Below are 15,823 nucleotides of genomic sequence, written 5' to 3' on the forward strand. Positions count from 1 at the left end.
CCGGACACGCGCTCTCTCCTCGCTGGAGGGGGGCGAGGAGAGATCGTCCGGGCCCTGTTTCCTTTGGTGCCCTCGCGGGCCCTTCCGCTGCGTCAGCCCCAGGTGATCAGGCGCCCCGGGTCCTCCAGGACGGCGGCGATGTCCGCGAGGAAGCGGGAGCCGAGCTCACCGTCGATGAGGCGGTGGTCGAAGGAGAGCGCCAGGGTGGTGACGTGGCGCGGCTTGACCTTGCCCTTGTGGACCCACGGCTGCAGCTTGATCGCCCCGAAGGCCAGGATCGCGGACTCGCCCGGGTTGATGATGGGCGTACCGGTGTCGACGCCGAAGACGCCGACGTTGGTGATCGTGACGGTGCCGCCCGCCATGTCCGCGGGGCTCGTCCTGCCCTCGCGCGCGGTCGCCACCAGCTCGCCCAGCGCCCGGGAGAGCTCCGGGAGCGTCCTGGCGTGGGCGTCCTTGATGTTCGGCACGATCAGGCCGCGCGGGGTCGCGGCGGCGATGCCCAGGTTCACGTAGTGCTTGAGGACGATCTCCTGGTTCTCCTCGTCCCAGGCGGCGTTGACCTCCGGGTTGCGCTTGATGGCGACGAGGAGTGCCTTGGCGACCAGCAGCAGCGGGTTGACCCGCAGGCCCGCCATGTCGGGGTCGGACTTCAGCTTCTCGACGAGCTTCATCGTGCGCGTGACGTCGACGGTCACGAACTCCGTGACGTGCGGCGCGGTGAAGGCGCTGGCCACCATCGCCTGCGCGGTGGCCTTGCGGACGCCCTTGACGGGGATCCGCGTCTCGCGGGCGCCGTACGCGGGGACCTCGGCGGCGGGGGCCGGGGCGGCGGGGGTCTCGACGGCCTGTGCCGGTGCCGGCTGCGTCGCCGCGGCGACGGCGGCGTGCACGTCGTCACGGGTGACGACCCCACCGGGGCCGGTCGGGGTGACGGAGGCCAGGTCGACGCCCAGGTCCTTGGCGAGCTTGCGCACGGGCGGCTTGGCGAGCGCCCGTCCCTGCGCCGGCACGGCACCGGGGGCCGCGGGGGCGACCGGCGCGGCCGGGGCGGCCGGTGCCGCCGCGCCGTGCCCGTTGAGCTCGGCCTGCACGGCCGCGGCCACCGAGGCCGTACCCGCCTCCGGGCGCGCCTTGCGCGGCCGGCGCTTGGTGGACGACGGCGCCGCGCCGTAGCCCACCAGCACGGCCTGCCGGCCCTGCGGCTCGGCCTCGGCCTCGTCCGGCAGCGCCGGGGCGGCCTCGGCGCGGCTCTCCGCGTGGGCAGCGGTGGCCGCCGGGGCCTCCTCCGCGGGCCCCGCGCCGGGCTGGGTGTCCACGGAGATGATCACCTGCCCGACGTCGACCGTCGTGCCCTCGGGGAAGCGCAGTTCGTGCACCACGCCGTCGAAGGGGATCGGCAGTTCGACGGCCGCCTTGGCGGTCTCGACCTCGCAGACCACCTGGCCGTCGGCGACGGTGTCGCCGACGTTCACGTACCACTTGAGGATCTCGGCCTCGGTGAGTCCCTCGCCGACGTCCGGCATCTTGAACTCGCGGAAGCGCTGGGTGCTTGCAGTCATGGTCACGAAACCCTCTCCCCTAGTACGCCAGCGCCCGGTCGACGGAGTCGAGCACCCGGTCCAGGCCGGGCAGGTACTCGTCCTCCAGCCGCGAGGGCGGGTAGGGGGCGTGGTAGCCGCCGACCCGCAGGACGGGGGCCTCCAGGTGGTAGAAGCAGCGCTCGGTGATGCGCGCGGCGATCTCCGCCCCCGAGCCGAAGAACACCGGTGCCTCGTGCACCACGACGAGCCGGCGGGTCTTCTCGACCGACCTCTGCACGGCGTCGAAGTCGATGGGGGAGACCGACCGCAGGTCGATGACCTCCAGGGACTTGCCCTCCTCGGCGGCCGCCGCGGCGGCCTCCAGACAGGTCTTGACCATGGGGCCGTAGGCCACGAGCGTCAGGTCCGTGCCCTCGCGCACCGTGCGGGCGGCGTGCAGGGGGCCGGGGATGGCGGTGGTGTCGACCTCGGCGCGGTCGTGGTAGCGGCGCTTGGGCTCGAAGTAGATCACCGGGTCGTCGCTCTGGATGGCCTGCTGCAGCATCCAGTACGCGTCCTGCGCGTTCGACGGCGAGACCACCTTCAGGCCCGCGACGTGCGCGAACAGCGCCTCGGGCGACTCGCTGTGGTGCTCGACGGCGCCGATGGCACCGCCGTAGGGGATGCGGATGACGACGGGCAGCTTGACCTTGCCGAGCGCACGGGCGTGCATCTTGGCGAGCTGGGTGACGATCTGGTCGTACGCCGGGAAGACGAAGCCGTCGAACTGGATCTCCACGACGGGCCGGTAGCCGCGCAGGGCCAGGCCGATGGCGGTGCCGACGATGCCGGACTCGGCGAGCGGGGTGTCGATCACCCGCTCCTCGCCGAAGTCCTTCTGCAGACCGTCGGTGACCCGGAAGACGCCGCCGAGCTTGCCGACGTCCTCGCCCATGACGAGGACCTTGGGGTCGCTCTCCAGTGCGGTGCGCAGGGAGGCGTTGATCGCCTTGGCGATCGTGAGCTTCTCGGTGCCCATGACTACTTGCTCTCCTCGTCCGCGAACGACGCCTGGTAGGCCAAGAACTGTGCACGCTCCTCGTCGACCAGCGCATGGCCGTCGGCGTAGGTGTGCTCGAACATCGCCATGTCGTCCGGGTCCGGCATGGTGCGCACGGTGTCGCGCACGCGCTTGGCGAGCGCGTCGCTCTCCGCCTGGAGCTCGGTGAAGAACGCCTCGTCGGCGTGGCCCTCGCGCTCCAGCAGGGCGCGCAGGCGCAGGATCGGGTCCTTGGCCTCCCACAGCTCCCGCTCCTCGTCGCGGCGGTAGCGCGTGGGGTCGTCGGAGGTGGTGTGGGCGCCCATGCGGTAGGTGAACGCCTCGATGAGCATGGGGCCCTCGCCGCTGCGGGCGCGGTCGAGCGCGGCACGGGTGACGGCGAGGACGGCGAGGACGTCGTTGCCGTCGACGCGCACGCCGGGGAAGCCGTAGCCCTGGGCGCGCTGGTAGAGCGGGACGCGGCTCTGGCGCTCGGTGGGCTCGGAGATGGCCCACTGGTTGTTCTGGCAGAAGAACACCACGGGCGCGTTGTAGACGGCGGCGAAGGTGAAGGCCTCGGCCACGTCGCCCTGGCTGGAGGCGCCGTCGCCGAAGTAGGCGATGACGGCGGAGTCGGCGCCGTCCTTGGCCACGCCCATGGCGTAGCCGGTGGCGTGCAGCGCCTGCGAGCCGATGACGATGGTGTAGAGGTGGAAGTTGTTCTCGTTGGGGTCCCAGCCGCCGTTGTTCACGCCGCGGAACATGCCCAGCAGGTTGGTGGGGTCGACGCCGCGGCACCAGGCGACGCCGTGCTCGCGGTAGGTGGGGAAGACGTAGTCGTCGTCACGAGTGGCCCGGCCCGAGCCGATCTGGGCGGCCTCCTGGCCCAGCAGCGAGGCCCACAGGCCCAGTTCGCCCTGCCGCTGCAGGGTGGTGGCCTCGCCGTCGAAGCGGCGGGTCAGCACCATGTCGCGGTACAGACCCCGCAGTTCCTCGGGCGACAGGTCGATGGAGTAGTCCGGGTGCTCGACCCGTTCGCCTTCCGGCGTCAGCAGCTGGACGAGTTCGCTCTCGCCGGCGGCCTTCTTGGCCCCGGCGCGCTTGCTGCTGCGTCGCGGCTTGCGCGCGGCAGTGCTGTCCACGGTCACGTGTGCTCCTCCGTCTGTCCGGCCCCCGGGGTCGCCGGCGGCCAGAGGGGGTCCCCCCGCCGTGGGGCGGGAAGAGGCTCGCTCGATCCCCGGCGGCACACGGGGTGGGTGTGCCGAGGCCGGAACCGGGCGTGACAGGCGCCCCGGCCAATGGCCTGCAATAAGCACGTTACCCAGTGGGGGGCATTCCTGCGAAACCCCGCTTGACCTGCGATTTTGCTTGGATTTCCAAGTAAATCGAGAAAGCCGGGCCAATGCGGGGACACTTCCACTGGTCAGCGCCTTGCGAGCGGCCGGAACGGGGGCACGTTATCCCGGAGGACTCGGGCGGGGGAAGAGTCGATGTGTGAGACTGGCAGCGTGCGCGAGCAACGAAAAATCACGGTATTTCTGCTTGACGACCATGAAGTCGTACGGCGCGGCGTGCATGAGCTCCTCTCCGGCGAGGAGGACATCGAGGTGGTCGGCGAGGCCGGGACGGCCGCCGACGCGCTCGTGCGCATTCCGGCCACCCGCCCCGACGTCGCCGTACTGGACGTTCGCCTTCCGGATGGCAGCGGGGTCGAAGTATGCCGTGAGATCCGCTCGCAGGACGAGGGCGTCAAGTGCCTGATGCTCACCTCCTACGCCGACGACGAGGCCCTCTTCGACGCGATCATGGCGGGGGCGGCGGGCTACGTCCTCAAGGCCATCCGCGGCACCGAGCTGCTCTCGGCCGTGCGGGACGTGGCGGCCGGCCGGTCCCTGCTGGACCCGGTGGCCACCGCCCGGGTGCTGGAGCGGCTGCGGGACGGCACGGGCGGCCGCGGCGACGACCGGCTCGCCTCCCTGACCGACCAGGAGCGCCGCATCCTCGACCTGATCGGCGAGGGGCTGACCAACCGCGCCATCGGCGAGCGGCTGCACCTGGCGGAGAAGACCATCAAGAACTACGTCTCCAGCCTGCTGTCCAAGCTCGGTATGGAGCGCCGCTCCCAGGCCGCCGCCTACGTCGCCCGTTTGCAGGCGGAAAAGCGCTGAGAATGTGCGCGGCATTGCGCCGACGGGCACACTGACGTGCGCTGACGAGCATTGATAAACGTGAAGTAAGGACTTACGTCCCATTACCCAGGGCCGGGAGCCCCTGGGGCATCCCTTCAGTTGCACGGCAAAGTGGTGCCCATGCCAACCGCATACCCCGACGAACGGCGCGCCCTCGACCTGCTCGCCCGCACCCCCTACGGCCGCGTCTCCGTGAGCATGCGCGCCCTGCCGTTCGTCACCGTCGCCCGGCACATCGTGACCGGCGACGCCCCCGCGCGGGTCCTGCTGCGGCTGCACGGCGGCTTCGGCTACGCGCGGGCCTGCGACGGCAGCGTGGTGGCGTACGGCGCGGACAACCTCGCCGACCGCGCGGAGGGGGACGAGGCGGTGTGGACCGTGCAGTTCGTCGGCACCGCGCGGGCGATCACCCCGCGGCCCGAGGAGCTCGCCCGCTTCGGCCGCGCCCCGCACACCGCGGACGGCGAGCCCTTCCGGGCCGAATACCTGTGCATAGAACCCCAGTTCATCAGCCTGCACCACCTCGAAGGCGTGCCCGCGCGACGCTCCGTGCACGCTGCGTGAACTAACATTTGGGACGTGCCGCGCTCACTTGTATCCCCTTCTGCCCCACCCGACGCCCCACCTCACAACGGCACCCTGCCCGACCACGGCACCCTGCGCACCCTGCTGCGCCGCTACGAACGTGCCGGCGAAGTCGTCTCCTGCGAAACGCTGACCGAGGGACTCCTCAACCGCGGCTACCGCCTCTCCACCACCAGGGGACGCTTCTTCCTCAAGCACCACCTCGACGGCGACCGCGACGCCATCTCCCACCAGCACGAGGCCACCCGCCGCCTGGGCGAGATCGGCCTGCCCGTGGCCCCGCCCGTGCCCGACGCCGACGGCAACACCGTCGCCGTCCTCGGCGGCCGCTGCTACGCCCTGCACCCCTGGGTCGAGGGCCGGCACCGCGACGGCGGCGAGCTCACCGCCGCCCAGTCCCGCCGCCTGGGCGCGCTGCTGGGAAAGGTCCACACCTCGCTGGAACAGGTCATGGCGGGCCGCGCGGGCGTCCCCGCCGCCGAGCGGGCCGCCGAGGGCGCCACGGGCGCCCCTGACGCCGCCGCGGACCCGGCGCGGACGTTCGCCCTCATCGAGGAGCTCCTGGAGCTCGTACGGCGCGGCAGGCGCGGCCGCCCCCGCGACTGCTTCGACGAGCTGGCCGAGCACCGCCTGATCGAGCGTCGCGCCCTGCTGGAGCGCTACGCCCACCTGAGGCCGCCCGCCGCGGTCATCCCGGCCCGCGGCTGGGTGCACGGCGACTTCCACCCGCTCAACCTGCTCTACCGCGACGGCGAGCCCGCCGCGATCGTCGACTGGGACCGGCTGGGCGTCAAACCGCGCGCCGAGGAGGCCGTCCGGGCCGCCGTGATCTTCTTCCTGCGGCCCGACGGCACCCTGGACCTGGTGAAGGTACGGCCGTACGCCCGCGCCTACCGCCGGGCCGCCGGCGCCGACGCGGCGGAGCTGGCGGCCGCCGTGCACCGCGTGTGGTGGGAGCGGCTCAACGACTTCTGGATGCTGCGCTGGCGCTACCAGCTCGGCGACCACCGCGCCGACCCCGGTTTCCCCGCGTCCGCGGCCCTGTCGGTGTGGTGGACGCGCGCGTACGACGCGGTGCGCGACGCCTTCACGGACTGAAACCCCGCCACGAACGCCCGCCACGAACGCCCGCTACAAACACTCGCCACAAACGAACCGAGCGGCCCCGTAGGGCCGCTCGACGCGTTTCTCAGCCTCCGGTGACCCCGCGGGTCGTGGTGCCGGGGTTCCCCGTGGTGCCCGGGTTGCCGGTCGTCCCGGTGTTGCCGGTGTTGCCACCCGTGTCGGTCGGCGTCGACGGCTGGCCCGAGGGCTTGTTGTCACCGCCGTCCGACGGCTTGCCCGGGTTCGACGGCTCGTTGCTCGGGCCGGTCGAGGGCTGCGTCGAGGGGTGCGTGCCCTTGGACGGAGCGGCGGTCTGGTCGTCCTCGTCCGGGCCCGTCCAGCTGCCCCGGTCGCCGGAGTCGCCGCCGGTGGTGCCGTTGTGGTCGGTGCCGCCGTTGCCGGGCTTGTGGGACTTCGACTTGCTCGGGCTTGGGGAGTCGGAGACGGAGGGCGAGGTGGTGACCTTGTCGTTCTTGTTGCCGGTGCTGGAGCCCTTGTTGGTCATCTGCACGGCCCACACCACGCCCGCCACGATCGCGATCAGCGCGACCGCCGCGAGCAGGACCGTACGGGCCCGGCCGCCACCGCCGTTGCCGCGGCCGCCGCCCCCGCGGGGGCCGTTGTAGCCGTCGAAGCCGCCCTCGTCGCCACCGTTGCGGCGGGGGATGAGCGGCGGCTGCGCGGGGCCGCCGTGCTGCGGGACCTGCGGCAGCGCGGTGGTGGCCGCCATGCCGGGGCCGGCGCCGCCGATGACCTGGGTGGCCGCGGTGGCCTGGTCGACCGGGCCGGTGTTCCACTGGCCGGTGTGGCTGCCGGCCTCGTGCAGCATCTGCAGCGCGTACTGGACCAGGCCGCGCATCTCCTCGGCGCTCTGGAACCGGTCGTCCGGGTCCTTGGCGAGGGCGCGCATGACGAGCCCGTCGAGCTCCGGCGGGACGGCGCCGAGCACCTGCGAGGGCGGCACGGGGGTGTCCTGGACGTGCTGGTAGACCACCGACAGCGGGGTCTCGCCGGTGAACGGCGGACGCAGCGCGAGCAGTTCGTACAGCAGGCAGCCGGTGGCGTACAGGTCCGAGCGGGCGTCGACGGTCTTGCCGAGGGCCTGCTCGGGCGAGAGGTACTGCGGCGTGCCCATGACCATGCCGGTCTGGGTCATGGTCGAGGCCGCGCCGTGCAGGGCACGGGCGATGCCGAAGTCCATGACCTTGACCGCGCCCGTGTTGGTGATGATCACGTTGGCGGGCTTGATGTCGCGGTGCACGATGCCGTGCTGGTGGCTGTAGGCCAGCGCGTCCAGCACGCCCGAGACGATGATCAGGGCCTGCTCGGGCGGCGGCGCCTCGGAGTTGAGGAGGAGGTCGCGAATGGTGCGACCTTCAACCAACTCCATGACGATGTACGGCACGACGTTGCGCCCGACGGTGTCCTCGCCGGAGTCGTAGACGGCGACGACGGCGTGGTGGTTCAGGCCGGCGACGGACTGTGCCTCGCGGGTGAAGCGGGCCTTGGAGACCGGGTCCTCGGCCAGGTCCGCGCGCAGCAGCTTGACGGCCACGGTGCGGCCGAGGCGCACGTCCTCGGCGGCGAACACCTCCGCCATGCCGCCGCGGCCGAGCCGGTGGGTGAGGCGGTAGCGGCCGTCGCCGACCAGCCCTCCATTGCCCCACATTTCAGGCACATCGGGCATTCCGGCCCCGTTGGCGTCAGGGTCGGACGGACCCTGGTCGCTCTGCGTCTGTGCCATCAGTCCTCGCCGTCGTGTCTGGCCGCTTCGCGTGGGAGGCGATTGCGCGGGGAAACTCGTAGGTTCTTCCGCTAGGGCACGGTACAGCCTTCGCGCCGCGCTCCGGTCCGGGATGGACCGGCTATCAAACCCGTACCGGTATGAGCAAGGCAAATCCCGTGACGGCTTGTCGCGCATCCGGTCACGGAACGGGCACGCGGCTTGACGTGCCCGCGCCCTGGGGCAGACTTGGCCGGGATAAACCGAAGAACAGCCGGATCCGAGCGCTTGCCGGACGGCTGTGAGCCCGACAAGGGATCACCAGGCGAGCGCCGAGGGGGAAGCAACACCATGAGCCAGGACGGCGCACAGGCCCGCTACGCCGGACGGTCCGTCGGCCGCGGTCGCTACCAGCTGCGCGACCTGCTCGGCGAAGGCGGCATGGCATCCGTCCATCTCGCCTACGACACGGTGCTCGACCGGCAGGTCGCGGTCAAGACCCTGCACACCGAACTGGGGCGCGAGTCCTCCTTCCGCGAGCGCTTCCGCCGCGAGGCGCAGGCCGTGGCCAAGCTCACGCACACCAACATCGTCTCGGTCTTCGACACCGGCGAGGACGAGCTGGACGGCACCACGATGCCGTACATCGTCATGGAGTACATCGAGGGCCGGCCGCTGCGCTCGGTGCTCGACGAGGACGTGGCCCGCTTCGGCGCGATGCCCGCCGAAAAAGCGCTCAAGATCACATCGGATGTGCTGGCCGCGCTCGAGGTCAGCCACGAGATGGGCCTGGTCCACCGGGACATCAAGCCCGGCAACGTGATGATGACCAAGCGCGGCGTGGTCAAGGTCATGGACTTCGGCATCGCCCGCGCCATGCAGTCCGGCGTGACCTCGATGACTCAGACCGGCATGGTCGTGGGCACCCCGCAGTACCTCTCCCCCGAGCAGGCGCTGGGCCGCGGCGTGGACGCCCGCTCCGACCTGTACTCGGTCGGCATCATGCTCTTCGAGCTGCTCACCGGCCGGCTGCCGTTCGACGCCGACTCGCCCCTGGCCATCGCGTACGCGCACGTCCAGGAGGAGCCGCCGGTCCCCTCCTCGATCAACCGCTCGATCCCGCCGGCCGTCGACGCCCTGGTCGCCCGCGCGCTGAAGAAGAACCCGAACGAGCGCTTCCCCAGCGCCGAGGCCATGCGCGACGAGTGCGCCCGGGTCGTGGGCACCGCCCAGGCCGCGCCCTCGCCCCTGATCGTGCCCGGCGCTGGCCCCACCAGCAGCGGTGCCGGCCTCGGCTCGGCCGTCTTCCCGCCCGTCGACGGCCAGGCGCCCGCTCCGGGCCCGCAGTCGCTCCAGACCCCCTACCAGCCCCAGCCGGCGCCCCAGGGGCCGTACAGCGGCCCGTACGGGCCCGCCACGCCCCCGCAGGGCCCGCCGGCGTACGCGACCCCGGCCGCCGGCTACCAGGCCGGTCCGGGCACCCCGCCGCCGTACGCCGCGCCCTCGGCACCCGCCCCCGTGAGCAGCAGCGGCGGCGGCAAGAGCAACAAGCCGGTCGTCATCGGCTCGGCGGTCGTCGCCGTGCTCGCCGTCATCGGCGTCATCGCGGCCATCGCCCTGACCAAGAACAAGGACGACGACAACCAGGCCGGTGGCGGCGGCAGCTCCCAGTCTGCCGCCCCCGCCCCGGGCGGCGGCAACACCACCACCGGCGGCACCGGCACGGGCGGCGGCTCCGGCGCCCGGGCGAAGGTCAAGGACGGCGACAAGTCCAAGACCATCGCGACGGAGAAGTGCACCAAGGCGTACGACAGCTACTCGGACAAGTCGAAGAAGACCACGCCGGACTTCAAGTACATCTACATCGACTCGGTCAAGGAGTGCCTGCAGGCGGCGGGCTGGAAGTACCGCGTGGACGTGATCAACGAGAACACCTGGGGCAAGGGCACCGTGATGACCCAGCAGCCGGAGGCCGGCGACCCGTTCGACCCCAAGAGCGGCACGGTCGTGCTGCAGGTCTCCACGGGCGAGTCGGGCTCGTAGGGCGCGTCGGGCGCATCGGGCCGGTACGTAAAGAGCGGGTGGTCGGCATCGACCACCCGCTCTTTTCCGTAGGTCTCCAGGGACCTGCAGGCGACTCAGAGGTACGGGCCCGAGCGGGCACCGCCGTGCTGGGGACCCTCGTGGTCGTCGTCGACCGTCAGACCGGGCGGCAGGGCGCGGCGCATCTGCTCCAGCTGGGCGCGGGCGGCCATCTGCTGGGCGAAGAGCGTCGTCTGGATGCCGTGGAAGAGCCCCTCCAGCCAGCCGACCAACTGGGCCTGCGCAATGCGCAGTTCCGCTTCGCTGGGGATCGTCCCGTCGGTGAAGGGCAGGGACAGCCGCTCCAGCTCCTCCACGAGCTCGGGTGCCAGACCGTCCTCCAGCTCCTTGATGGAGCCGCGGTGGATCTCCTTGAGCCGCACCCGGCTCGCCTCGTCGAGAGGTGCCGCCCGGACCTCCTCGAGCAGCTGCTTGATCATGCTGCCGATCCGCATGACCTTGGCGGGCTGTTCCACCATTTCCGTCACCGGGACCTCGCGCGGCTCGTCCTCGCCCTCCCCGCCGCCGGGGCTGGCGCTGCCGAGAGCCATGCCGTCCGGCCCTACGACCAGGATGTGCTGGCTCTCCTGCGACCGTTCATTCCTCGGCATATCCATGCCGCCATTCTCTCGCACAGGTGATTTCCCCCTGTTGATGCCCCCGTACACGCCTGATCCACCGCGGGGGCGCGCGGGGGCGTGAACTTCGTCCGGGCGCACGCCCTCCGTCCGCTAGCGGCGTCGCAGCCGCAGCGCGAGGAAGCCCAGGCCCAGACCTGTCAGTGTCATCCCCGTACCCAGAGGCAGCACGCGTATGACACGGTCACGTTCCCGCGTCGCCGTGCGCCGCGCCGCCGTGGTGGCGGGCGCCCGGGCCGCGTCGGGCACCGGCGAGGCCGCCGGCGGCGGCTCGGCCGGTGTGGCGGCCGGCGTGGCGGCCGGATCCTCCTCCTGCTCGCCGGTCACGTCGTCGGTGCCGTAGTCGGTGCCGTAGTCGGCGTCGCCGTCGCCGCCGGGGTCCCGGCGGGGCGCACCGTGCCGGGGCGCTCGGCCGGGGTGCCGGCGCCCCTCGCCCGCCAGGGTGCCCGCCAGGCGCCCGCTCGGGGAGGGGGACGGCGGGTCCGCGGCGGGCGCCGACGGGGCGGCCGTGGGCTCCCGGTCGGACGCCAGTGCCGGCGTCGCCGTCGCGGCCGGGGCCATGAGGGCCGCCGAGACCGTCAGCGAGACCGTCAGGGCGGACAGGAACCCTCGCGCTCCGGTGCTGCCGGCCATGTCGCCGCCTCCGAGAGCCCCCCTGCGGACATCTGCGGACGTTCCCCACCCTCACACGCCGCCGGCGGCGGGGCGGCGCGCTGGAGGGCCGGTCGGGTGACGGGCGCCCCGGGTCGGGCCGTTGTCAGGCCGTCGTCAGGAGCACCCGGGCGCCCCGGGTCAGGCCGTCGTCAGGCCGTCGTCAGGCCGTCGTCAGGAGCACCTTGCCGACGTGGCTGCTCTCCTCCAGCACACGGTGCGCGGCGGTCGCCTCCCGCAGCGGCAGGGTGCGGTCGATCACCGCCCGTACCCGGCCGCCGCCGATCAGCGGCCACACGTGCTCGCGCACGGCCGCCACGATGGCCGCCTTCTCGGCGAGCGGGCGGCCGCGCAGCGACGTACCGGCGACGGCCGCGCGCTTGGCGAGCAGCTTGCCAAGGTCCAGCTCGGCGCGGCGGCCGCCCTGCAGACCGATGATCGTCATCCGGCCGTTGACGGCGAGGGCGTCGAGGTTCCGGTCGAGGTACTTGGCGCCGATGATGTCGAGGATGACGTCGGCGCCGATGCCGCCGGTCACCTTGTGCAGTTCCTCGACGAAGTCCTGCTCGCGGTAGTCGATGAGGATGTCCGCGCCCAGCTCGCGGCACGCCTCCAGCTTCTGCGGGCCGCCCGCGGTGACGGCCACCCGCGCACCGACCGCCTTGCCCAGCTGCACGGCCATCGTGCCGATGCCGCTGCCGCCACCGTGCACCAGCAGCGTCTCGCCCGGCCGCAGGTGCGCGATCATGAACAGATTGGACCAGACGGTGGCGGTCACCTCCGGCAGCGCGGCCGCCGAGACCAGGTCCATGCCGTCCGGCACGGGCAGCAGCTGACCGGCCGGCACGCACACCTGCTCGGCGTACCCGCCGCCCGCCAGCAGCGCGCACACCTCGTCGCCCACCGCCCAGCCGCTCACGCCCGGGCCCAGCGCGGCAATGCGGCCGGAGACCTCCAGGCCCGGGTACGGGGAGGCGCCGGGCGGCGGGTCGTAGAAGCCCTGCCGCTGCACCACATCGGCGCGGTTGACGCCGCTGGCCACCACCTCGACGAGGACCTCGCCCTCGCCGGGTACGGGATCGGGGACCTCGGACCAGACCAGGGCCTCGGGGCCGCCGGGCACGGGAATCGTGATCGCATGCATGGCGCGAGGCTACTCGCCGACGAGCGCCGTACCGCGGCTATTCCGCGGCTACTCCGCGGCGGCGGGCGGCCGGGCGCGGACGATCGTGATGAGGCGGTCCGTCGCCTGCAGCGGGCCGACCTGCGGGTCGTCGTAGCCCAGCAGCCGGTGCCCGCGCAGCACGGAGACGACCAGGTCGTCCGTCTCGCGCACCCCTCGGCCCACCTCCGCCTTGACCACCGGGCGCTCGACGAGGTCGAGGCCGCTGCCCTGCTGGATGAGGTCCTCCATCACCGTGCCGGCGCTCGGACTGAGCACCGACAGGCCCAGCAACCGGCCCGCCGCGCTCGCACTCGTGATCACCGCGTCGGCGCCCGACTGGCGCAGCAGCGGCGCGTTCTCCTCCTCCCGCACGGCGGCCACGATCTTCAGACCGCGGTTGAGCTGCCGGGCGGTCAGCGTGACCAGGACGGCCGTGTCGTCCCGCTGCGTCGCCACGATCACCCGGCGGGCCTTGTGCACCTCGGCGCGCAGCAGGACGTCGCTGCGGGTCGCGTCACCGACCACCCCCGCGTAGCCCAGCGCCGTCGCCGACTCGACGACCTTGGGATTCGGGTCGACGACCACGATCCGCTCCTTCTCGCGCGGCTGCCCGGTGGCCACCAGGGTCTGCACGGCCGACCGGCCCTTGGTGCCGAAGCCGACGACGACGGTGTGCTCGCGCAAAGCGGACCTCCAGCGGGCCAGGCGCCACTGCTCACGGGTGCGCTCCGTGAGCACTTCGAGCGTGGTGCCGACCAGAATGATCAGGAACAGGACGCGCAGGGGCGTCACCAGCAGCACATTGCTCAACCGTGCGCTGCCGCTGTACGGGACGATGTCGCCGTACCCCGTCGTCGACAGGGTGACGGTCGAGTAGTAGACGGAGTCGAGGAAGTCGACCGTGCCGTCGGCGTTGTCGTGGTAACCCTGCCGGTCCGCGTAGACGATGGCGACCGTGGCCACCATCACCAGCAGCGCGATCAGCAGCCGGCGGCCCACCTGACGTATCGGGGCCACCGTGTAACGCGGCAGCACCACCCGGACGTCCGCCACCGGCGCCTCGCCCCGCGACGCGGCGTCCCGCTCCGGCAGGATCACGGTGCACCACCCGGGCACGGCAGCACCAGCACCTCCGCCGCGTCACCGGCGGCCAGCCCGCCCGGCGGTACGACGGCGAGCGCGTCCGCACCGGCCAGGCCGCGCAGCATCGCCGGACCGTGGAAGCGCAACGGCAGCAGCCACCCGTCCGGCCGGCGCACCACGGGCACCAGGCGCGTACTGCTCGCGTGCCCCGGCACCACCTCGGCCACCTGCGCCCACGACCGCTGCGCCGCCGGACGACCGGCGAGCGCCCGCAACAACGGCGCGGCCAGCGTGAACAGCCCGGCCACGGCGGCCAGCGGATTGCCCGGCAGGCCCACCAGGTGCCGGCCGTCGCCCAGGCGTGCGAGCAGCATCGGATGACCGGGACGCACGGCCACCCCGTCCACCAGCAACTCCGCGCCCAGCCGGCGCAGCGTGGGGTGCACATGGTCGACCGGACCGGCGGCCGTGCCGCCCGTCGTCAGCACCAGATCCGCGTCCGACGCCTCCAGCGCGCCGCCGAGCGCCGACGCCTCGTCGCCCAGCCGCCGTGTGGCCACCACCTCGGCACCCAGCGCCTCCAGCCACGGGCCCAGCATGGGCCCCAGCGCGTCCCGGATCCGGCCGTCGTGCGGCAACCCCTCGCGCAGCAGCTCGTCCCCGAGGACCAGCACCTCCACCCGCGGCCGCGGCACGACCCGCACCCGGTCGTACCCGCACGCCGCGGCCAGCCCCAGCACGGCGGGCGAGACGAACGTACCGGCCGGCAACAACTCGTCGCCCTTCTGGCACTCCTGCCCCCGCGGCCGCACATCCTGACCGTGCGTCACCCGCCGCTGCGCCTGCAACTCCCCGTGCGGCCCCACGACGCCGTGCTCACTGCGCAACACGGCCGTCGCCCCGGGCGGCACACGCGCCCCGGTGGCGATGCGCACGGCATGCCCGTCGGCCAACGGCGCAACGCTCCCCCGCCCGGCGAGAATCCCCTCGTCCCCACCGACCCGCCACGGCCCGGGCCCGGCAACGGCCCACCCGTCCATGGCGGAGGTATCGAACGACGGCAGATCGACCAGCGCCGTGAGCCCATCGGCGAGCGTCTGCCCCAACGCCTCCCCAACAGCCACCTCCCGCACCCCAAGGGCCCCAACAGCCCCACCGGCAACGTCCCGAGCGAGGGCCCAGGGGATGACGGAGGAGGCCCGAAGGCGCCCAGGGGAGGCATGGGAGGGGCGGGAGGAGGAGGGGCGGGAACGCCCGGGGGCGGTCGACCCGGCGTCGGCGGGGTCGGGGGCGGGAGACAGGTCGTCGGCGGGGTCGGGGGCGGTCGGCCCAGTGCCGTCGCGGCCGGAGGCGGCCGACGCGGCGGGGGCGGGGCCGGAGGCGGGAGGCACAGCGCCGTTCGACTCGGGACCGGTCGGCACGGCGCCGTCCGGCTCGGAGGCGGCCGACCCGGCACCGGCGGGATCGGGAGCGGTCGGCAGGGCGCCGTCGGGCTCGGAGGCGAACCATCGGGTCCCGTCCGGCTCGGAGGCGGGAGGCACCGCGCCGTCGCAGCCGGAGGCGACGGACCCGGCACCGTCGGGGCCGGAGACAGCCGACCCGACGCCGTCGCGGCCGGAGGCGGGAGACACGGCACCGACGCGGCCGGAGGCGGCGGCCCCCGTACCGGAGGCCGAGCCGGACCCCATGCCGGAGGCCGAGCCGGGCCCCGTACCGGAGGCCGGGCCGTCCGGGACGGCGGCAGCCGCATCGGCCTGCCCCAGTGCGGCGGCGTCCGCACCGCACCGCTCGCGGCTCGCGCCGACGCGCTCGTCAGCGCCGTCCGCGCCCACGATGCCGGCGTCACCGCCGCCGACGGCAGCCCCAGCCCCACTCAAGGGGGTCCGGGCCGCAGTCCCGGTTCCAGCCCGGGACCCCTGGGGCGCAGCCCCGATCCCGTCCAGGGACTCCTGGGCCGCAGCCCCCGTTCCAGCTCGGGCGTCCTGGGGCGCAGCCCCGGTCTCGTCCAGGGGGTCCTGGGGCGCAGCCCCGTTCCCGTCCA

At 73.2% G+C, this 15,823-nt stretch carries 13 protein-coding genes; 4 read left to right on the forward strand and 9 right to left on the reverse strand.

Going from position 1 to position 15,823, the window contains the following annotated elements; translation table 11 throughout:
* Positions 1–92 precede the first annotated feature (92 nt).
* The 3 genes from AC27L3_RS07960 to pdhA are packed head-to-tail and all read right to left on the reverse strand — an operon-like array spanning position 93 to position 3,710.
* The gene (locus AC27L3_RS07960) at positions 93–1,562 is read right to left on the reverse strand and encodes a dihydrolipoamide acetyltransferase family protein (RefSeq protein ID WP_487233292.1); all 1,470 of its coding nucleotides are present in this window, start codon (positions 1,560–1,562) and stop codon (positions 93–95) included.
* Positions 1,563–1,581: 19 nt separating this feature from the next.
* Complete coding sequence (locus tag AC27L3_RS07965; RefSeq protein ID WP_487233293.1) at positions 1,582–2,562, reverse strand: alpha-ketoacid dehydrogenase subunit beta; 981 nt, start codon at positions 2,560–2,562, stop codon at positions 1,582–1,584.
* A gap of 2 nt (positions 2,563–2,564) precedes the next feature.
* Positions 2,565–3,710 carry a pyruvate dehydrogenase (acetyl-transferring) E1 component subunit alpha gene (gene pdhA, locus AC27L3_RS07970; RefSeq protein WP_487233294.1) on the reverse strand — a complete coding sequence of 382 codons (1,146 nt, stop codon included), beginning with the start codon at positions 3,708–3,710 and terminating at the stop codon, positions 2,565–2,567.
* A gap of 360 nt (positions 3,711–4,070) precedes the next feature.
* Here pdhA and AC27L3_RS07975 point away from each other — a divergent pair, with 360 nt between their 5' ends.
* The 3 genes from AC27L3_RS07975 to AC27L3_RS07985 all read left to right on the forward strand — a co-directional run bounded on the left by AC27L3_RS07975 (position 4,071) and on the right by AC27L3_RS07985 (position 6,434).
* Positions 4,071–4,730: a response regulator gene (locus AC27L3_RS07975; RefSeq protein WP_487233295.1), complete on the forward strand. Its 660-nt coding sequence runs from the start codon at positions 4,071–4,073 to the stop codon at positions 4,728–4,730.
* A 141-nt stretch (positions 4,731–4,871) separates the two neighbouring features.
* Positions 4,872–5,315 (forward strand): pyridoxamine 5'-phosphate oxidase family protein, encoded by a 444-nt coding sequence (locus AC27L3_RS07980; protein WP_487233296.1) that lies wholly within the window; start codon positions 4,872–4,874, stop codon positions 5,313–5,315.
* A gap of 15 nt (positions 5,316–5,330) precedes the next feature.
* Positions 5,331–6,434, forward strand: coding sequence for a phosphotransferase (locus AC27L3_RS07985; protein WP_487233297.1), 1,104 nt, complete (start codon positions 5,331–5,333; stop codon positions 6,432–6,434).
* Positions 6,435–6,525: 91 nt separating this feature from the next.
* Here AC27L3_RS07985 and AC27L3_RS07990 read toward each other — a convergent pair whose 3' ends face one another.
* Positions 6,526–8,184, reverse strand: a complete 1,659-nt coding sequence (locus AC27L3_RS07990) for a protein kinase domain-containing protein (RefSeq protein ID WP_487233298.1) — start codon at positions 8,182–8,184, stop codon at positions 6,526–6,528.
* 330 nt (positions 8,185–8,514) lie between these two features.
* Between AC27L3_RS07990 and AC27L3_RS07995 the strand changes: the two genes are divergently transcribed.
* Positions 8,515–10,206, forward strand: coding sequence for a protein kinase domain-containing protein (locus AC27L3_RS07995; RefSeq protein WP_487233299.1), 1,692 nt, complete (start codon positions 8,515–8,517; stop codon positions 10,204–10,206).
* A gap of 95 nt (positions 10,207–10,301) precedes the next feature.
* On the opposite strand, the gene AC27L3_RS08000 is transcribed toward AC27L3_RS07995, so the two are convergent.
* From AC27L3_RS08000 to AC27L3_RS08020, 5 genes are all read right to left on the reverse strand, one after another.
* Positions 10,302–10,862 carry a bacterial proteasome activator family protein gene (locus AC27L3_RS08000; protein WP_487233300.1) on the reverse strand — a complete coding sequence of 187 codons (561 nt, stop codon included), beginning with the start codon at positions 10,860–10,862 and terminating at the stop codon, positions 10,302–10,304.
* A gap of 114 nt (positions 10,863–10,976) precedes the next feature.
* Positions 10,977–11,516 carry a hypothetical protein gene (locus tag AC27L3_RS08005; RefSeq protein ID WP_487233301.1) on the reverse strand — a complete coding sequence of 180 codons (540 nt, stop codon included), beginning with the start codon at positions 11,514–11,516 and terminating at the stop codon, positions 10,977–10,979.
* A 181-nt stretch (positions 11,517–11,697) separates the two neighbouring features.
* Entirely contained in the window at positions 11,698–12,678 is a 981-nt protein-coding gene (locus tag AC27L3_RS08010; RefSeq protein WP_487233302.1) for an NAD(P)H-quinone oxidoreductase, read from the reverse strand.
* 48 nt (positions 12,679–12,726) lie between these two features.
* On the reverse strand, positions 12,727–13,797 hold the full coding sequence (locus AC27L3_RS08015) for a potassium channel family protein (protein ID WP_487233303.1): 1,071 nt from the start codon (positions 13,795–13,797) through the stop codon (positions 12,727–12,729).
* Positions 13,794–15,614, reverse strand: a complete 1,821-nt coding sequence (locus AC27L3_RS08020; RefSeq protein ID WP_487233304.1) for a molybdopterin molybdotransferase MoeA — start codon at positions 15,612–15,614, stop codon at positions 13,794–13,796. The genes AC27L3_RS08015 and AC27L3_RS08020 overlap by 4 nt, the downstream gene beginning before the upstream one ends.
* Between the last annotated feature and the right edge of the window lie 209 nt (positions 15,615–15,823).

It is taken from the genome of Streptomyces sp. PKA51, assembly GCF_057552455.1.